The following is an 18,445-nucleotide window of genomic DNA, read 5'->3' as shown; positions in this document are numbered from 1 at the left end:
GGAAGACCCCCGTGATCACCACGAAGACCGTCCTCGGCGTCGTCGCCGCCGCACTGCTCGCACCCGCGCTCCTGGCCGGGTGCTCGTCGAGCGGGACCACCACGAAGCCGAGCAGTCAGAGCTCGGCGAACAGCAAGGCTGCCGAGGACGCCGCGTTCGGCGACTGCATCCGATCGAAGGGCTTCGAGTGGGACGACAGCGGGGACACGGGTGACAGCACGACCGCAACCCTGCCGGACGGCGCTTCGCCAGAGGCGTTCGACGAGGCGATCACGGCGTGCTCGAAGCAGGTCAGCCCGGACGGACAGGCAGGCGCCGCCGAACTCCCGCATGACCCGAAGGCGGACCGCGCGCTGGGCGAGTGCGTCCGACGGCAGGGCTTCGAGGACTACCCCGACGACGCCCAGGGACAGGCTGCGTACGAGCCGGAGGACGCCACGGCGTTCGGTCCGGTCGAGAAGGCGTGTCTGGCCGAGGCCTACGACGTCGAGGTGCACTGATGGCGGCATCGCGCGCACGTCACGTCGTGGTGTCGACGTGCTTCGTGGCCGCGGTCCTGGGCGCCGGGGTCGCCGCCTGGAGCGTCGTCACACCGGCGGACTCCGCGCCGGCGTCGGCACGGCAGACCCCCGCACCCGCGACGACGACCATCACCAAGGGCGACCTGACCGACACGAAGGTGTTCTCCGGCAGCCTCGGCTTCGACCGACCGGTGCCGTTGCCGGGGAGCGCGACGGGCACGGTCACGTGGTTGCCCGAACCGGGAAAGGTGATCGCCCGGGACCAGCCGCTGTACGCCGTGGACGAGCATCCCGTCCGGGCCATGTACGGCAGTGTCCCGCTCTGGCGCGACCTGACACGCGGCGCGGAGGGCGCCGACGTGCACCAGCTGAACGAGAACCTCGCCGCGCTCGGCTACGGCGTCTCGGTGGACGACGTCTTCGGGCCTCGGACCGAGCGAGCCGTCCGGCAGTGGCAGGAGCACCACGGCCTGACCGTCGACGGCTCCCTGGGCGCCGACGACATCGCGTTCGTCCCGGGCGAGGTCCGGGTCGCGTCGCGGACGGCGCAGCTCGGCGCACCGGTCAACGGCGACGTCCTGCAGCTCACGGGGACCACCCCGGTGGCACTCGTCACCGTGCAGCCCGCCGACGAGCAGCGGCTCGCGGTCGGGACGACGGTCAGCATGCGGATCGGTGGTGTCGGCGACCCGGTCGAGGGGGCGGTCGTCGACACCCGGCAGGACGAGGACCAGGGTGACGGCACCGTCGAGGTCACGATCGCGTTCGACCCGGGCGACCGGGACGTCCCACAAGGCGGCTCGGTGCAGGTGACGGCGTCCGGGCAGTCCGCACACGACGTGCTCTCCGTCCCGGTCGCGGCCCTCGTCGCCGGCGACGGGAAGGCGTTCGCGCTCGACGTCGTCCGGTCGTCCGGGGCGACCGAGCGGGTCCCGGTGACCGTGTCGTTCGTTGCCGAGGGCCGTGCCGCCATCGACGGCGCCGTGCGCCAGGGCGATCGCGTGGTGGTGCCCTCGTGAGCACGGACGACGGCGCCCGCACGGCCGAGGGCGGCGCTGCGCCGGTCCTCGCACTCCGGGACGTCAGCAAGGTCTACGGCGACGTCCGCGCGCTCGACCGCGTGTCGTTGGACGTCGCCACCGGCGAACTCGTCGGGGTCGTCGGGCCGTCGGGGTCGGGCAAGTCGACGATGCTCAACATCGTCGGCACGCTCGACCGGCCGACCTCGGGCACCCTGCACATCGCGGGGAACGACGTCGGCGCGATGCGGGACGACGACCTGTCGGCGCTGCGTGCCGAGCACATCGGCTTCGTCTTCCAACACTTCCACCTGCAGTCCGGGGCGACCGCTTGCGAGAACGTCGCGGACGGCCTGCTCTACACCGGCACCCCGCGTCGCGAACGTCTCCGCCGTGCCGTCCGTGCGCTCGGTCAGGTCGGACTGGGACACCGGGTCGACCACCGTCCGAACGAGCTGTCCGGCGGGGAGAAGCAGCGGGTCGCGATCGCCCGTGCGATCGTCGGCTCGCCCACGATCCTGCTCGCGGACGAGCCGACGGGGGCACTCGACAGCGCCTCGGGCAGCGCGATCGTCGAGTTGCTCCGCGAGCTCAACGCGGGCGGCACCACCGTGCTCGTCATCACCCACGACCTGGACCTGGCGGCATCGCTGCCCCGAGCCGTCCGGATGCGTGACGGGCGGGTCCAGGCCGATTCGGGCACCGACGTGTCCGCGGTCCGCGGCATCGCCGACGGCGTCCGGGCGACGGCGGGTGCCGCATGAGCCGCCGAGCTGCGCTGGCCCCCGTCGACCTGCTCCGACTCGGGGTCTTCGGGCTCCGGACACGTCCCGGGCGGGTGGTCCTGTCGGCGCTCGGCATCGCCATCGGCATCGCGGCGATGATCGCCGTCGTCGGGATCTCGTCCTCGAGCAAGGCGGCCCTCGACCAGGTCCTGGACCGGCTCGGCACGAACGTGTTGACCGTGACCGAGGCGCAGGGGTTCGGTGAGACCCCACCGCTGCCGTCCACGGCGGTCGACTCGATCGCCCGGCAGGACGCGGTCGAGCTCGTCTCGGGTGTCGGGACCGTTCCCGACGCCCGGGTGTACCGCAACAGCCTGGTGCCGGCCGCGCAGTCCAAGGGCCTGGGTGTCATGGCGGCGTGGGGCGACCTGCCGCGGGTGCTGGGCGGCGAGGTGGCCTTGGGACGATGGCTCGACCCCCACGCCGACGCACCCGCCCAGGTGGTGCTCGGATCGTTCGCCGCCGAGGCCCTGGGCATCCAGGAGGTGCGCCCCGACAGCCGCGTCTGGATCGGCGGGCAGTGGGTCCAGGTCGTCGGGGTGCTGGCACCGATGGAGCTCGCACCGGACCTCGACGGTCAGGTCTACGTGCCGCGCGGGTTCGCAGCGGATGCCGGGTTCGACGGGCACCCGACCGCCGTGTACACGCGTGTCGACGGCGAGCGGGTGGCCGAGGTGCGCTCCCGGCTCGCCCGTGCGATCAGTCCGCTGAGCCCGCAGGACGTCGCCGTCACCCGGCCGTCCGACGCGCTCGCCGCGAAGAACGCCACCGACGACTCCTTCACTGGGCTGCTCATCGGCATCGGCGGTGTCGCACTGCTGGTCGGGGGCATCGGTGTCGCGAACACCATGGTGATCACCGTGCTGGAACGCCGTGCCGAGGTCGGTGTGCGACGGGCGCTCGGTGCCCGGCGTCGCACCATCCGCGACCAGTTCCTGGTCGAGTCGTTGCTGCTGTCCTTCATCGGTGGGCTCGCCGGCGTCATGATCGGACTCGGGGTGACGGTCGTCTTCGCGCTCGTTCAGGGCTGGCCGATCGCGGTACCCCTCTGGGCCGTCGGCGGTGGGCTGGGCGCCACCGTGGTGATCGGCGGCGTCTCCGGGATCTACCCGGCGGCACGAGCAGCGCGGATACCCCCGACTTCGGCGCTCGCAGCGGTCTGAGGGCGGTCGCGTCGGAGCGTCATCGGGTCCGCCCGGTGTCGCTCCGACGCGGGCCGGGACGGGACCCCGCACCCGCGGCGCCGGTACGCCGCACAGGCAGCCGAACCGGGCACATCCACCCGCCTGTTTGTTCTGCGTTGGAACAGTTGCGTTCCTGTGGTTCAGCGTCGTATCGTTCTCGAAACCAACGGGAACGAAGGAGTTCGGACATGTACGCAACGGAGCGCCACGACGCGATCGCCGCGCAGCTGCAGCGTGCCGGCCGGGTCTCCGTCGCCGACCTCGCCGACCACTTCGACGTCACCACCGAGACCGTCCGCCGCGACCTGGACCTGCTCGAGACCGCGGGCGTCCTGCGCCGGGTGCACGGGGGAGCGGTCCCGGTCGGACGCTCCAGCGTGGTCGAGCTCACCGTCGCCGAGCGCGAGGGGCAGCACGGCCCCGCCAAGTCGGCGATCGCCCGCGCCGCGATGCGCCTGGTGCCCGCGACGTTCACCGGCTCGATCGCCCTCGACGCGGGGACGACCTGTGCAGCCGTCGCGTCCGAACTCGCCCGGTGGGAGCCCGCGACCCCCGGCGCCACGCTGACGGTCGTCACGAACTCCGTCCCGATCGCCGCCACCCTGCAGCACAGCCCGCACGTCGAGCTGCACCTGCTCGGCGGCCGGGTCCGCGGGGTCACGAGCGCTGCCGTCGGCACCGCCACCGTCGAGCAGATCGCCGGCCTGCGCCCCGACGTCGCCTTCGTCGGCACGAACGGCCTGTCCGCCGGCTTCGGCCTGAGCACGCCCGACGAGTACGAGGCCGGCGTCAAGGGCGCCTACGTGCTCGCCGCCCGCCGGAGCGTCGTCCTCGCCGACGCCGCCAAGCACGGCGTCGAGGCGCTCATGCGCTTCGCCCGCCTCGACGAGATCGACACGCTCGTCACCGACCAGGAGCCCCCGGCCGACCTCGCCGGTGCGCTCGCCGACGCCGACGTGGAGGTCGTGGTCGCATGAACGGCACCGCCAGCACCCGCATCGTCACCGTGACGCCCAACCCGTCCCTCGACCGGACCATCGAGCTCGCCGGCGAGCTGCACCGCGGCGCCGTCCAGCGCGCCGTGCACACGACGGCCGAGCCCGGCGGCAAGGGCGTCAACGTCTCGCGGGTCGTCGTCGCCAGCGGCGGGGACACCCTGGCCGTCCTGCCCGGCGACGAGCTCGACCCCGTCCTGCTCGGCCTCGCGACCCGCGGCATCCCGACCGCGGCGCTCCCGATCGGCGCCCCGCTGCGCTCGAACGTCACCGTGACCGAGCCGACCGGCACGACGACGAAGCTCAACGAACCCGGCCCCTCGCTCGCCGGCCGCCTGGACGACCTCGCCGCGCTCGTGGCCGACGCCGCCGGACCGACCGCGACCGGGCCCGCCGCTCGCTGGGTCGTGTTCGCCGGCTCCCTGCCGCCCGGGCTGCCCGACGACGCGCTCGCCGTGCTCGTCCGCGCCGTGCGCCAGCGCCACGGGGACACCGTCCGGATCGCCGTCGACTCGTCCGGTCTGCCCTTCACCGCGCTGCTGCAGTCCGGTGAGCGCATCGACCTGGTGAAGCCGAACGCCGAGGAGCTCGCCGAGGTCGTCGGCGGGGAGCCGGACGCGTACGAGCAGGACCCGGACGCCGCCGCGGTGGCCGCCCAGCGCCTGCGCGACAAGCACGTCGACGCCGTCCTGCTCACGCTCGGCAGCGCCGGAGCCGTGCTCGTCTCGGACGAGGGCGCCTTCGCCGCCGCCGCACCGCGCATCGTCGCGCGCTCGACGGTCGGCGCGGGGGACTCCTCGCTCGCCGGCTACCTGCTCGCCGAGGTCGCCGGTGCGACCCCCGCCGAGCGGCTCGCCCAGGCCGTCGCCACGGGGGCTGCCGCCGCGGCGCTCCCCGGCAGCGACGTGCCGGCCCTCGACCACACCGACCCCGGCAGCGTGACCGTCCGGACCCTGCACCCGACGCAGGTCCCGGCACCGATCGCCTGACCGACCCCCACCGCACCACCACTTCGCAGCACCACCCCCGAACAGCAATGCCCGCGCCTCGGCGCCACTGCAAAGGAGCAACCCCATGTCCGCAGACACGACGCAGCGCCTCATCAGCGCGGAGCTCGTCGGCCTCGACGAGGACCTCGGCGGAACGTCCTCCGACGTCATCCGCGTGCTCGCCGACCGCGTCGCCGCCACCGGCCGTGCCGCCGACGGCAGCGCCCTCGCCGAGGACGCGATCAAGCGCGAGGCGAGCGTCGGCACCGGTGTGCCCGGCGGCATCGCGATCCCGCACGCGCGGTCCGCCTCGGTCTCGAGCCCGACGCTCGCGTTCTCCCGCCTGGCGCGGAAGGTGCCGTTCGGTGCGCCGGACGGCGACGCGGACATCGTCTTCATGATCGCGGTGCCCGAGGGTGCGGACAAGGACCACCTGACGGTCCTGTCGACCCTGGCGCGTGCCCTCATCCGCGACGACTTCACCGCGGCGCTCCGCGCGGCCGCGACCCCGCAGGACGTCGTGGACCTGGTGCAGCGCGAGGTCGGCGGCGAGGTCGCCGAGGCCGGTGTCGGCGCCCCGGCGCCCGCTGCCGCCGCCCCGGCCCCCACCACCACGGGCTCGGGTGCCCGCAAGGTCATCGTCGGCGTCACCGCGTGCCCGACCGGCATCGCGCACACCTACATGGCCGCCGACGCCCTGGTCGCCGCCGCCGAGCGCGCCGGTGCCGAGATGCACGTCGAGACGCAGGGCTCCTCGCAGGTCGAGCCGCTCGACCCCGCCCTGATCGCCCGCGCCGACGCCGTCGTGTTCGCGGTCGACGTGGACGTCCGCGACCGCAACCGCTTCGCCGGCAAGCCGCTGGTGTCCGGACCGGTCAAGCGCGGTGTCGACGAGCCGGACAAGATGATCGCCGAGGCCCTCCGCGCCGCGGACGACCCGCACGCCGCACGCGTGCAGGGCGGGGCTGCGACGACCGCCGAGTCGAACAAGGCCGACGAGCACTTCGGGCAGGCGCTCAAGCGCTGGCTGCTCACCGGCGTCAGCTACATGATCCCGTTCGTCGCGGGCGGCGGTCTGCTCATCGCGCTCGGCTTCCTGCTCGCGGGCTACGCCATCGCGCTGCCGCACGGGGACTCCGGGCAGAACAACGCGGTGTACACGCTGACGAACTACACGCTGCTCAACCTGCCGCCGGAGGGCCTCGGCTACTACCTCGGCGCCGCCGCGTTCCAGATCGGCGGGGTGTCCCTCGGGTTCCTCGTCGCCGCACTCGCCGGGTACATCGCCTACGCGATCGCCGACCGCCCCGGCATCGCGCCGGGCTTCGTCGCCGGGTCGATCGCCGTCTTCATGAACGCCGGCTTCCTCGGCGGGCTCGTCGGTGGTCTCATCGCCGGTGCCGCCGCGTACTGGATCGGGCGCATCCCGACCTGGCGCTGGCTCCGCGGCCTGATGCCCGTCGTGATCATCCCGCTCTTCGCGTCGATCATCGCCTCCGGCCTGATGCTCCTCGTGCTCGGCGGCCCGATCGCCTGGCTCATGACGCAGCTGACGAACTGGCTCAACTCGCTCAACGGCGCCTCGGCGATCCTGCTCGGCGTGATCCTCGGCCTGATGATGGCGTTCGACCTCGGTGGCCCGGTCAACAAGGTCGCGTACTCGTTCGCCGTCGCCGGGCTCGGTGCCGGGACCGCCACGAACGTCGTCCCGTTCGAGATCATGGCCGCCGTCATGGCCGCGGGCATGGTCCCGCCGCTGGCCCTGGCGCTCGCCTCGACCGTCCTGTACCGCAAGGGCTTCACGAAGCCGGAGCGCGAGAACGGCAAGGCCGCGTGGCTGCTCGGTGCGTCGTTCATCTCCGAGGGCGCGATCCCGTTCGCCGCAGCCGACCCGCTGCGCGTCATCCCGGCGTCGATGATCGGTGCCGCGGTCACGGGTGCGATCTCGATGGCGGCCGGCGTGACCTCCCGCGCACCCCACGGCGGCATCTTCGTGTTCTTCGCCATCGGGGACGTCGCGATGTTCATCGTCGCGATCGTGGCCGGCACGGTCGTGTCCGCGCTGGTCCTGGTCGGCCTGAAGAAGTGGGTGCGCAAGGCACCCGCCGCCGAGGCGGCGGCCGCCGACCAGGCGGCCGTGGCCGGCGAGACGATCGGCCAGCGCGCGCCCGCTGCGGTCTGACGCGACGCCCTGACGGACGGGAGGCACGGTGCCAGCTGGCACCGTGCCTCCCGTCCGTCTGCCGCACCCCCGTTCCCGCCCTGCCCGCCCTGTGCGTCGAGGTGCCGGAATTCCGGTACCTCGCGGTCCGGAGCGGCCGTCCGTCGCACCCGGGCGCCCACGCAGCGGCGAGTCGTGGCACCTCGGCGACACGTCGCCGAGCGCGTCGGCACCACGCCCACTCGGCTCGCGCTCAGGTGGCGTGCTGACTCCTGGCAGGACGCTCAGACAGAGTGGACCCATGACGACCGCCCTCACGCTGCCGCCGACCCTGCCCGCCTCGACCAGGAGTGCGGGTCAGGAGGCGGGCACCGAGGACCTCGGTGGCCTCTCCGGCTTCGTGCTGCAGGTCATCGACGCGCTCGGCGAGTGGGGCGTCGCGATCATGCTCTTCGTCGAGACGGTGTTCCCGCCCATCCCGTCCGAGGTGATCCTGCCGCTCGCGGGGTTCCTGGCGGGAGCCGGGCGGATGAACCTCGTGCTCGTGCTGCTGCTCGCGACGCTCGGGTCGTACCTCGGCGCGCTCGTGCTCTACTGGCTCGGCGCGGTGATCGGGTTCGAACGGACCGTGCGCTGGCTCGGGAAGCTGCCGCTCGTCGACGAGGACGACTTCCGCAAGGCCGCGGACTGGTTCCACCGGCACGGCAGGAGCGCGGTGTTCTTCGGCCGGTTCGTGCCGATCGTGCGGAGCCTGATCTCGCTGCCGGCGGGCGCCGACCGGATGCACCTCGGCACGTTCTCGGTGTTCACGATCATCGCGAGCGGCATCTGGAACAGCGGCCTGGTGCTGCTCGGAGCGGCGTTCGGGACCCAGTACGACAAGGTCGAGCAGTACACCGAGTGGATCGACCGGGTGCTCTACGTCGCGATCGCCGTCGTCGTGGTGACGTTCGTGGTGCGACGGGTCCGGCGTGCCCGGGCGGAACGCGCCGATCGCGGGCGCCGACGTGCGGCACCCGCGAACGACTGAGCGGTCACTTCTTCGTGAGGGCCGACTCCTTGTGCGCGGCCTTGTTGCCGGACTTCTCCGACTCGACGATCCAGTACGGGTCGTCGTCCGTCGGCTTGCAGTCCTGCCCGTCGAACGTGAAGTCCTTCGTCTTCTTCTCGACCAGCTTGCCGGTCGTCTTGCCCTGCGAGGTGTTCCAGTGCACCTCGTCGCCCTTCGACAGCGCCACGATGTCCTCCTTGCGTAGTCCCGGGCTCTCCGGGAACCCGGACGCTACCCCCGCAGTTCCGCGGATCCACGGGGATCTGTCCCCCATCACGATGTCGTAACGGCACCGCGGATCCGAGGTGGGACGCGTACCGTTGACCGTGAGTCACCTTGCCGGCGTCTGCCGCGGAACCCGATGACTCCCGACGGATCGAAGTACAGCATGACCCTGGTCGACAGCGCGCGGGCCGACACGGTCCTGGCGGGCCGCTACCGGCTCGTCAAGCTCATCGGCACGGGCGGCATGGGGTCGGTCTACGAAGCTCGCGACGAACACACGTACCGTGCGGTCGCGGTCAAGCTCTTCGCGACGCCGGACTCGATGACGACGGCCGACCGGGTCCGCCAGGAGCGCGAGATCCGGCTGCTCAGCATGCTGTCGCACCCGGGTCTCGTGCCGCTGTACGACGCCGGCACCCACGAGTTCGGGGACGGCCCGCACCGCTTCATCGTGATGGAGCTCATCGCCGACACGACGCTCCTCCGCCGGCTCGCGGGCGGCCCGCTGCACAACTACGAGGTCGCCGACCTCGGGGCGCAGCTCGCCGACGCCCTGGCGTACGTGCACTCGCGCGGCATCGTGCACCGCGACGTGAAGCCGGCGAACATCCTCATCAACGACGAGGGCGCCTCCGGCTTCGCCCGTGCCGTGAAGCTCACCGACTTCGGCGTCGCGCACTTCGTCGACGGCTCCCGCTTGACGAACGACGGCACGATCATCGGCACCGCGGCGTACCTCAGCCCGGAGCAGGTCGCGGGGGAGCCGATCGGCTTCGCGACCGACGTGTACTCGCTCGGCCTGGTGCTCCTCGAGTCGCTGACCGGCAAGCAGGAGTACTCGGGCACCCTGATCGAGGCTGCCCTCGCCCGGCTGCGGCACGACCCCGAGGTCCCGGACTCGGTCGGTCCGGACTGGCACGACCTGCTCGCCAAGATGACCCACCGCGACCCTGCCCGCCGTCCGACGGCGGTCGCCGTCGCGAACGCGCTCCGTGGCGGGTCGACGCAGATCACCGGCCCGGTGCCCCTCGGCCCGGAGCGGACGAAGCACAAGCGCGACCACAAGATGCACCGCGCCGCCCACCGGCACGCACGGCGCGGCACGTTCGCGGCGGTCCGGCGCTGGCGTCGTCGGAACGTCCTGGTCGGGTCGTTCGCGGCCTTCGGGGTGCTCGCCGCGTGCACCGCGGCGTACATCGCGGGCACCCTGCACTGACCCGGCCTCCGACGACCCAGGTCCCTGGCAGGATGGGTCCATGAGCGACCAGCGCTGGATCAAGATCTGCGGTCTGTCGACGCCCGAGACCGTCGACGCCGCCGTGGACGCGGGTGCCGACGCGGTCGGGTTCGTCTTCGCCGCCGGCAGCCCCCGCACCGTAACGGCTGACCTCGTGAAGGAGCTCGTCGAGCGGGTGCCGGAGGGCATCGATGCCGTCGGGGTGTTCCGTGACCAGCAGATCGACGAGATCGTCGGCATCGCGTCCGAGGTCGGGCTCACCACCCTGCAGCTGCACGGGGGCGAGTCGGCGAGTGACTTCGCCCGTGCGCGGGACGCCGGGTTCTTCACCATCCGGGCCGTCGCCGCCGACGACTTCCTGCGCGAGACGCCCGAGCAGCGCGCGGCCTTCGACCACGACCTGCTGCTCCTCGACGCCGCCGTGCCGGGTAGCGGGCGGCTCGTCGACCCCGCGACGATCGCGGGGAAGGTGGACGAGGCGTGGATCCTCGCCGGAGGGCTCACCCCGGCGAACGTGGCCGCCGCGGTCCAGGCCCTGGACCCCGACGGCGTGGACGTGTCGAGCGGTGTGGAGTCGGAGCGCGGGGTCAAGGACGTCGCGCGGATCCGCTCCTTCGTCGAGGCGGTCCGCAGCATCCCCTGAGCGGACCCAGCCGGGCCTGGCGTCGTCGGATCGAGCCGCGTCGCGGACGTGACCGGATGACGGACGGGAGGCACGTGGCGGGCCCGCCACGTGCCTCCCGTCCGTCCGGTGCGCGTCAGCGCACGCTCAGCGCAGCGTCGGGATCAGCTCCGTCAGGAACGCGTCGGTGTCCTCCCAGCCCTCCACCGCGTGGCAGGGGACGCCGAGCGCCTTGACCGGGTAGTCGTTGCCCTCGGGGTCGAGGCGGTCCCCGACGAACAGCACGTCGTCGAGGGCGATGCCGGTGAGCTCGGCGAGGCGTCGCATGCCGTAGGCCTTGTCGATGCCCTTCCGGGTGATGTCCACGCTCGTCGAGCCGCCGGAGCGGACCTCGAGGTCGGGCAGCTCGGCCTGCACGAGCCGGCGGAGGTGGTCCTTCTTCTCGCCGGTCGGGTCCCACCGCTTCTTCACGTCCACCGGGGCCGACTGGCCGAGGGCCGAGAACGTGATCTGCGACCCGCGGTCCTCGAGGATCGGACCCCAGGTCTCCGACTCCCAGAACCCGGCGGCCTTCGCCTGCGTCTCGACCGCGGCGAGGGCACGGGACTTCTCGTCGTCGGTGAGGTCCTCGGCGTACTGCAGCGCCCAGTCCGACCCGGACCAGCGGTAGTAGGCGGTGCCGCAGGTCGGGAGCAGGTGGAGGTCGTCGAGGACGAGTCCGTCGCGGGCACTCAGGGGCGTCACGAGCTGCTGCTCGAACTGCTGGAAGTTCCCGCCGGAGATGACCGCGACCGGGACCGTGGCGAGCAGCGACGCGAAGGTCTCGAGCATGCGCGGGTCGAGCGGGGACTTCGACGGCGCGAGGGTGTCGTCGAGGTCGAAGGCGACGAGGCGGGGCGTGGTCATGCCCTCGATCCTGCCAGATCCGTCGTGCTCCGCCGGTGCGGGCGGTCGTCAGGCCCGGTGCGTCGCGGGCACCCGGTCGCGCGCGTAGGTGATGTCGGTGTACCCGTGCGGGGCGGGCTTGCCGTCCTCGCCGAGGTTCACGAAGACGACCTCGTCGATGGTCAAGATGCTCCGGTGCGTGAAGAGGTTCCGGGCCTCGGCGCGCATCGTGAGCGAGGTGCGGCCGAACCGGGTCGCGACGAGGCCGATCTCGACGATGTCGCCCTCCCTCGCCGAGGACACGAAGACGATCTCCGACATGTACTTCGTGACGACCTTGCCGTTGCCGAGCTGGATGATCGCGTACACCGCGGCCTCTTCGTCGATCCAGCGCAGCAGGCTGCCGCCGAACAGGGTGCCGTTGGCGTTGAGGTCCTCGGGGCGGACCCACTTGCGGGTGTAGAAGTTCATCTCCGGGGCCGGCTCGGCGGGGTCCTGGCCAGGGGCCGGTGTCGAGTCCTGCGCGGGGTCCGGTGTCGAGTCCTGCGTGGGGTCCGGTGTCGTGTCCTGCGTGGGGTCCGGTGTCGAGTCCTGCGTGGGGTCCGGTGTCGTGTCCTGATCCATGTCCGGACATGGTACGCCCCCGTGGCGCTGGAGCGCTCCACGGGGGCGGACTGGTCCGACGCTCGTCGACTACTCCTTGACGAGGACGACCTCGTCGAGGGGGAGCCGCGTGCGCGGCGCGACCTCGCGCTCCGCGGCCTGGTCGCCGAGCTGCGCGGGGTCCGCCACGGTGCCGATCGCCGTCACGGTGTACGGCCGGAAGCGCTCCGGCAGGTCGAACGCGGCCCGGAGACCCTCGGCGTCGATGCCCGCCATCTGGTGGACGTGCAGGCCCTCGGCGTGCGCCTGGACCGTGAGCGCGGCGAGGGACTGGCCGAGGTCGTACTGCGCGAACGGACGCTCGTCGCCGTCCTCGGTCACGGTCTCGAGGACACCGACGACGAGGGCGCTCGCGCGGAACGCCCACGCGGCGTTGAAGCCGAGCAGGTTGTCGTTGATCTTCCGGAACGTGTCCGTGCCACGGCGGCCGGCGACGAAGCGGCGCGGCTGGTGGTTCATCGCGGACGGGGCCCAGCGGGCGGCCTCGAGCAGCGCGTCGAGCTGCGCGTCGGTGACGGTGGCGGTCTCGTCGTAGGAGCGGGGACTCCAACGCTCCTCGAGGAGCGGCACGAGCGGCTGGCTGGAGTCGGTCGAACGGGTGAGCGTGTCGGGCGTCGAGGTCATGGTGCGTGCAACGGTACCGATGCGTCGCGCATTTCCCGTCCGAGCGCGTCTGTGAGCAGTCACATGGTCGTCCGTCCGGGACCGGGCTGACAGGATGGAGGCGATGGGTGGCGTCTTGACCGGGTTCGCGATCATCGGCGCGATCATCGCCGCCGGGTACGTCGTCGGTCGCGCCGGGCTGCTCGGCCCGCACGCCCAGTTCGTGATGAGCCGGCTCGCCTTCTTCGTCCTGATGCCCTGCCTGCTCTTCCACACCATCGCGACGGCGCACATCGAGACGCTGGTGTCGCCGATGCTCTGGGTCTCGCTGATCAGCGCCGTCACGGTGGCGCTCGTCGCCGTGCTGGTCTTCCGCCTGGTGCTCCGGCGCTCGGTCGCGACGACGACGGTGGGGGCGCTGGCCTCCGGCTACGTGAACGCGAACAACATCGGGCTGCCGGTCGCCGTCTACGTCCTGGGCCAGGCCACCGCGGTCGTCCCGGTGATCCTGCTGCAGCTCGTCGTGCTCGCACCCCTGGCGCTCACCGTCCTCGACGCGGCGACGGCCACCGGGGGCACCTGGCGGAGCCGGGTCGCCGGACCCTTCCGCAACCCGATCATCATCGCGTCGCTGCTCGGTCTGGTGTGCTCCGCGCTCCGGATCGAGATCCCGACGCCGGTCCTCGAGCCGTTCGCCCTCGTCGGGGCCGCCGCGGTGCCCGTGGTGCTCCTGTCCTTCGGCATGAGCCTGCACGGGGCGACCCCGCTGCGGGACCCCGCGATCCGGGCGGACGTGCTCGTGGCCGCCGGGCTGAAGCTCGTGGTGATGCCGCTCGTGGCGTTCGTGGTCGCCCGGCTCGTGTTCCGGCTCGACGAGCAGGACGTGTTCGTGCTCACGACGCTCGGTGCCCTGCCGGCGGCGCAGAACGTCTTCAACTACGCGCAGCGGTACCAGGCGGCGGTCCCGGTCGCGCGGGACGTCGTGCTCGTCTCGACGATCGGTGCGGTGCCGGTGCTCGTCGTGGTCGCGGCGGTGCTGCACCCGTAGCGTGCGCGCCCGGGCGGCGGCGCCGAGTGGGCCAGATGTGGGCCGCTCAGCGGCCCGTGGCGGCGTGTTGCGCCCGCCGGGCGCGACACGGGCGGCGTGTCCTGCCCGCTCGCGGTGGCGGGTGGGGACTGTCGGACTGGAGGCGCGGGGCGGGCTGGCACCGTGCCTCCCGTCCGTCGCGAGGTCGCGAAGGTGCCACATCTGGGCCGCTCGGCGGCCCGTGGCGGCGTGTTGCGCCCGCGGGGCGCGACGCGGGCGGCGTGTCCTGCCCGCTCGCGGTGGGAGCAGGTGGGCGAGAGGGGACGCGTCAGAAGATCATCGGGCGGTCGTCGTCGAGCGAGGTCTCCAGGTCCAGGTCGACCGACACGGGGACGTGGTCGCTCGGGGCGTCGCCCTTCCGCTCGTCGCGGTGGATGGTCGCGCCGACCGTGACGTCGGCGAAGGCCTGGGACCCGAGCACGAAGTCGATGCGCATGCCCTCGTTGCGGGGGAACCGGAGCGACTTGTAGTCCCAGTACGTGTAGCCCTCGGGGACGATCGGGCGGACGACGTCCTGCAGGCCGCGGGACTCGAACGCGCGGAACGCCGCACGCTCCGGTTCGCTGACGTGCGTCGCGCCCTCGAACACGGCCACGTCCCAGACGTCCCGGTCGAGCGGCGCGACGTTCCAGTCGCCCATCAGCGCGAGGGGTGTCTCCGGCTCGGCCTCGAGCCACTCGGACGTCCGGTCGGCCAGCTGCTCGAGCCAGTCGAGCTTGTACGTGTAGTGCGGGTCGCCGAGCTCGCGGCCGTTCGGGACGTAGAGGCTCCACAGCCGGACGCCGTCGACGGTGACGCCCATCGCGCGGGCCTCGACGGGCAGGTCCGGTCCCTCGTGGCCCTTCAGGAACCCGGGCTGGCCGGGGAAGTCACGGGTGACGTCCTCCATCGGCAGCCGGCTGGCGAACGCGACGCCGTTCCACTGGTTCAGGCCGTGCGCCTCGACCTGGTAGCCGGCGGCCTCGAACGCCTCCACCGGGAACTGCTCGGGCTTGCACTTGATCTCCTGCATGCCGAGGACGTCGACGTCCTCGCGGACCAGCCAGTCGACGATCCGGCCCACTCGGGTGCGGACGGAGTTGACGTTCCAGGTCGCGACGCGCATGGGATCGAACCTACCGGTGCCGCCGGAGCGCGGGCCGATCGACCGCGTGCTCGAAGCCGACGAACCGCGGGCTAGAAGCCGACGCCCCGTGCCGCCATGAACGGCGCGGGGTCGGTCGTGGCGCCGTTGATGTGGACCTCGTAGTGCAGGTGGCACCCGGTCGAGTTGCCGGTCGAGCCGACGAGGGCGATGAGCTGCCCGGCCGAGACCTGCTGGCCAGGCGAGACCCGGAAGCCGCCGTTGACGATGTGCCCGTACGCGGTCTTCACGCCACCGCCGTGGTTGATCCGGACGTAGTTGCCGTACCCGCCGTACCAGCCGACGTAGTCCACGGTGCCGGCCGACGCCGCGACGATCGCCGTCGAGCAGCCGCTCGTCAGGTCGAGCCCGTCGTGCTTGGTGACCCGCCCGGTGATCGGGTGCACGCGGTAGCCGTAGGGGCTGATGACGTAGCCGCCGGCGGGACGGACCCAACCGGTGCCGGAGCCGGAACCCACACTGCCGCCGCCGCCACCGCTCGGCGCGGGAGCACCGCCGCCACCGCCGCCGCTGTTCGCGGCAGCTGCCGCGGCTGCTGCTTCGCGCGCGCGGGCCGCTGCTGCCTCGCGCGCGGCCTTCTCGATCGCGGCCTTGCGCTCGGCCTCGCCCTTGGCGAACTCGGCCTCGGTCCGGACCCGCCCCGAGGTCAGCGTCGCGAGCTGGGCGTCGAGCCGGGCCTTGTTGTCCTGCTGCTCGGTGTAGGCCGACTGGACCTTGTCGGCCGCGGCCTGGGCGGCGTCCATCCGCTCCTGCGCGGCGGCGGCGAGCCGGTCGAGCTCCGCCGAGGCCCGGTCGGCCTGCGCAGTGAGGGAGCGGGCGACGGCGGCGTCCGCGGTCGCTGCGGCCTCGACCCGCTCGGACTGCTCGGAGAGCTTGCTCAGCGCACCGAGGTCGTAGAGGAGGTCGCGCGCGGACTCGCCGCCGGACAGCACGGAGGCCGTGACGTCGGCGCCACCGTGTCGGGCCATCTGCGCGGCGAGCTGCCCGGCCTGGGCGGCACTCTGCTCGGCGACCTTCGCGTGCTCCTCGGCGTCGGCACGGAGCTTCTGTTCCTTCTCGGCGGCGTCCTGCGCGTCGCTCTGCGCGGCGTAGAACTCGTCGCCGAGCCGCTGTGCCTCGGCCTCGGCTTCCTGCACCTGGGTCGCGAGGCCGTCGATGATGCCCCGGATCGTGGTGATCTGCTCCTGCTTCGCGGACTCCTGCCCGCGGGCGGCCATCACGTCGTCCCACGAGGGGTACTTCGCGGCACTCGCACTCGGCGCGTCCAGCAGGACCGTCCCGAGCAGGCCGGCGAGCGCCAGTCCGGTCGCGGCGAGGCGGAACCGGAGGGACGTGCGGGGGATGCGGCCGTTGGTGGGACGAGTCACGGAGTCGAGCCTATACATCCGTTCAGGCATCCCGGTCCGACGGCGCGCCGCTGTGGACAAGTCCGATGGACGAACGACACACGACGGACGGCACGCGCCGCACGGCACGCGCCGCACGCCGACGCGCGGACGCCAGCCGCCCGCTCAGAACCCCCGCTCGCGCCGGATCACGTCGGCGCTCCCCACCACGTCCCGCCGCAGCACCGCCGCGCCGGCGGTCCCGGCGTAGTCGTACACGTCGTACCCGGTGCAGTGGATGATCGACGCGGGGGAGCCGAGCGAGTCCTCGACCGCGGTGGTCCAGACGTCGTTCGCCCCGATCACGACGAACGTCGGCCGGGCGTCCCGGTAGGCCCCGAGGTCGACGAGCCACGGGTAGGCGTCGAACGTGTCCCGCACCTGCAGGAGCTGCACGTCGGACGCGGCGTAGGCGGCGAGCGGTCGGACGGTCCAGAACTGCCCGACGCCGGTGACCTGCCGACCGTCCGCCCACCGGTCCAGGCACGAGACCGAGCCGTACCGGGCGTGCGCGACGGCCGAGACGGTGCCGGGCGCGGTCGCGACCCCGGCGAGGAGCACCGCGGCGGCCGCGACCGCCAGGGTCAGCCGGAGCCCGCGGCGGGGCCGGTGCACGCGGGTCGTCCGGACGGCGGTGCGGGTGAGCTCGGCGACCGCCACGAGCGCGAGGAGCGGGGCCGTGACGATCGGCTCGAGGTACCGCGGGGTGTCCGACCCGGCGACGACGACCCCGACCGACACCGCGACGACCGTGACGAGCGGCAGCGCGGTCGCGACGAGCACGGTGCGCGACGTCCGGACCCGCCAGGCCCAGACCGTCCCGCCCGCGGCGAGCAGCACGCCCGCGAACAGGAGCAGCAGGCCCGCGTCCCCGGCGGCCGATCCCGCACGGTCGTCGGTGAGCGCGGCGAAGAACGACAGCGTCCCGCCTGCGTGCTCGGGGTGCACGTACGTCGACGGGTCCAGGGAGACGAACGGCCGGAGCGGGATCCGCAGCAGGTACCCGACGACCGACCCCGCGACGAGCGCCCCGGACAACCGGGCGACCGGGCGCCACGGCAGCCGTCGTGCAGCGGCGAGCAGCACGAGCGTGACGACGACCGGCGCCGCGGACCACGGCACGTACAGCGGGTTCGACGCCGTCGTGCACGCCGCGACGAGCACGAGCACCACGAGCCCGGTCACGGACGCCCGACCGGTCCGGACGGCACGGAGCACGAGCACCGCGGTGCCGAGCATCGCGAGCAGGGCGCCGTAGTAGTAGGTCGTCGTGAGGAGCAGCGACGCGAGTTCGAGCGACGTGGCGGTCGCCGACGACTCCGTGAGCACCAGCAGCGTGACGAACCCGAGCGCCACCGCCGCGGTCGCGATCCGCGCCGAGCGCCGTGCGGACGGCATGAGCTCGTTCGCAGCCGCCCGCACCAGGGCGTACACGGCGAGCAACACCAGGACGCCGTTGAGCGCCAGGGCCTGCTGGGCCGTCGCCGTCACGAGCGAGCAGAGCAGGTAGACCGGCAGCTCCGGGAAGAAGAACAGCGCCGGGGACATCGCCCACTCGAACGGCTGCCCGGAACGGATCGAGCGCTCCACGAGCGGCAGCAGCACGGAGTCCGCGTCGTACCAGAGCAGGGCGACCCGCTCGGTCGCGACGACGTGACGCAACGCGATGACGGACAGGGCCAGCGCGACGACCGCGCCCAGTGCCTCCCGGCCGACCGTCGCCACCCACCGGCGGTGGGCCGCCGAAGCGGGTCCGGACGCGACCGAGGCGCGCGGCTCCGGTGCGTCGTGGGACATGAGGCGGAGCGTACCGAGCCGTCCGGAGCGCCGCCTGCGGGTGGCGGGGAACGGCCGACGGGTGCGATCCCGGGGTGACCGACTACCCTGGT

18 protein-coding genes are annotated in these 18,445 nt (G+C 72.9%); 11 read left to right on the top strand and 7 right to left on the bottom strand.

What is annotated here, in order from left to right:
• Positions 1 to 11 precede the first annotated feature (11 nt).
• From HUN58_RS09325 to HUN58_RS09290, 8 genes are all read left to right on the top strand, one after another.
• Positions 12 to 500: a hypothetical protein gene (locus tag HUN58_RS09325; RefSeq protein WP_208745476.1), complete on the top strand. Its 489-nt coding sequence runs from the start codon at positions 12 to 14 to the stop codon at positions 498 to 500.
• On the top strand, positions 500 to 1,540 hold the full coding sequence (locus tag HUN58_RS09320; RefSeq protein ID WP_208745475.1) for a peptidoglycan-binding protein: 1,041 nt from the start codon (positions 500 to 502) through the stop codon (positions 1,538 to 1,540). The genes HUN58_RS09325 and HUN58_RS09320 overlap by 1 nt, the downstream gene beginning before the upstream one ends.
• Complete coding sequence (locus HUN58_RS09315) at positions 1,537 to 2,304, top strand: ABC transporter ATP-binding protein (protein WP_141860184.1); 768 nt, start codon at positions 1,537 to 1,539, stop codon at positions 2,302 to 2,304. Before HUN58_RS09320 ends, HUN58_RS09315 begins: the two co-directional genes overlap by 4 nt.
• The gene (locus HUN58_RS09310) at positions 2,301 to 3,488 is read left to right on the top strand and encodes an ABC transporter permease (RefSeq protein WP_180225731.1); all 1,188 of its coding nucleotides are present in this window, start codon (positions 2,301 to 2,303) and stop codon (positions 3,486 to 3,488) included. Before HUN58_RS09315 ends, HUN58_RS09310 begins: the two co-directional genes overlap by 4 nt.
• A gap of 209 nt (positions 3,489 to 3,697) precedes the next feature.
• Entirely contained in the window at positions 3,698 to 4,486 is a 789-nt protein-coding gene (locus HUN58_RS09305; protein ID WP_114850284.1) for a DeoR/GlpR family DNA-binding transcription regulator, read from the top strand.
• Complete coding sequence (locus HUN58_RS09300; protein ID WP_114850283.1) at positions 4,483 to 5,493, top strand: 1-phosphofructokinase family hexose kinase; 1,011 nt, start codon at positions 4,483 to 4,485, stop codon at positions 5,491 to 5,493. The genes HUN58_RS09305 and HUN58_RS09300 overlap by 4 nt, the downstream gene beginning before the upstream one ends.
• Positions 5,494 to 5,578: 85 nt before the next feature.
• Positions 5,579 to 7,675 (top strand): fructose-specific PTS transporter subunit EIIC, encoded by a 2,097-nt coding sequence (locus HUN58_RS09295; RefSeq protein ID WP_180225730.1) that lies wholly within the window; start codon positions 5,579 to 5,581, stop codon positions 7,673 to 7,675.
• A gap of 280 nt (positions 7,676 to 7,955) precedes the next feature.
• Complete coding sequence (locus HUN58_RS09290; protein ID WP_231050024.1) at positions 7,956 to 8,684, top strand: DedA family protein; 729 nt, start codon at positions 7,956 to 7,958, stop codon at positions 8,682 to 8,684.
• 4 nt (positions 8,685 to 8,688) lie between these two features.
• On the opposite strand, the gene HUN58_RS09285 is transcribed toward HUN58_RS09290, so the two are convergent.
• Complete coding sequence (locus tag HUN58_RS09285; protein WP_180225729.1) at positions 8,689 to 8,892, bottom strand: DUF2945 domain-containing protein; 204 nt, start codon at positions 8,890 to 8,892, stop codon at positions 8,689 to 8,691.
• A gap of 174 nt (positions 8,893 to 9,066) precedes the next feature.
• Between HUN58_RS09285 and HUN58_RS09280 the strand changes: the two genes are divergently transcribed.
• Both HUN58_RS09280 and HUN58_RS09275 read left to right on the top strand, forming a co-directional pair.
• Complete coding sequence (locus tag HUN58_RS09280; protein WP_180225728.1) at positions 9,067 to 10,146, top strand: serine/threonine-protein kinase; 1,080 nt, start codon at positions 9,067 to 9,069, stop codon at positions 10,144 to 10,146.
• 40 nt (positions 10,147 to 10,186) lie between these two features.
• Positions 10,187 to 10,810 (top strand): phosphoribosylanthranilate isomerase, encoded by a 624-nt coding sequence (locus tag HUN58_RS09275; RefSeq protein ID WP_180225727.1) that lies wholly within the window; start codon positions 10,187 to 10,189, stop codon positions 10,808 to 10,810.
• A gap of 126 nt (positions 10,811 to 10,936) precedes the next feature.
• Here HUN58_RS09275 and HUN58_RS09270 read toward each other — a convergent pair whose 3' ends face one another.
• The 3 genes from HUN58_RS09270 to HUN58_RS09260 all read right to left on the bottom strand — a co-directional run bounded on the left by HUN58_RS09270 (position 10,937) and on the right by HUN58_RS09260 (position 12,961).
• The gene (locus HUN58_RS09270; RefSeq protein ID WP_180225726.1) at positions 10,937 to 11,695 is read right to left on the bottom strand and encodes an HAD-IIB family hydrolase; all 759 of its coding nucleotides are present in this window, start codon (positions 11,693 to 11,695) and stop codon (positions 10,937 to 10,939) included.
• A gap of 48 nt (positions 11,696 to 11,743) precedes the next feature.
• On the bottom strand, positions 11,744 to 12,145 hold the full coding sequence (locus HUN58_RS09265; protein ID WP_175325143.1) for an acyl-CoA thioesterase: 402 nt from the start codon (positions 12,143 to 12,145) through the stop codon (positions 11,744 to 11,746).
• Between the two features lie 222 nt (positions 12,146 to 12,367).
• The gene (locus HUN58_RS09260; RefSeq protein WP_180225725.1) at positions 12,368 to 12,961 is read right to left on the bottom strand and encodes a nitroreductase family protein; all 594 of its coding nucleotides are present in this window, start codon (positions 12,959 to 12,961) and stop codon (positions 12,368 to 12,370) included.
• Positions 12,962 to 13,064: 103 nt separating this feature from the next.
• On the opposite strand from HUN58_RS09260, the gene HUN58_RS09255 reads away from it, so the two are divergent.
• Entirely contained in the window at positions 13,065 to 13,988 is a 924-nt protein-coding gene (locus HUN58_RS09255) for an AEC family transporter (RefSeq protein ID WP_180225724.1), read from the top strand.
• Positions 13,989 to 14,295: 307 nt separating this feature from the next.
• On the opposite strand, the gene HUN58_RS09250 is transcribed toward HUN58_RS09255, so the two are convergent.
• From HUN58_RS09250 to HUN58_RS09240, 3 genes are all read right to left on the bottom strand, one after another.
• Positions 14,296 to 15,132 (bottom strand): exodeoxyribonuclease III, encoded by an 837-nt coding sequence (locus tag HUN58_RS09250; RefSeq protein ID WP_114850278.1) that lies wholly within the window; start codon positions 15,130 to 15,132, stop codon positions 14,296 to 14,298.
• A gap of 71 nt (positions 15,133 to 15,203) precedes the next feature.
• A complete protein-coding gene (locus HUN58_RS20930) occupies positions 15,204 to 16,538 on the bottom strand; it encodes a peptidoglycan DD-metalloendopeptidase family protein (RefSeq protein WP_180225723.1) in 1,335 nt (444 codons plus the stop codon).
• A 144-nt stretch (positions 16,539 to 16,682) separates the two neighbouring features.
• Positions 16,683 to 18,353: a hypothetical protein gene (locus tag HUN58_RS09240; protein ID WP_180225722.1), complete on the bottom strand. Its 1,671-nt coding sequence runs from the start codon at positions 18,351 to 18,353 to the stop codon at positions 16,683 to 16,685.
• Positions 18,354 to 18,445: the final 92 nt, after the last annotated feature.

Source organism: Curtobacterium sp. Csp1, assembly GCF_013347185.1.
This window is presented reverse-complemented; position numbering and strand designations above follow the sequence as displayed.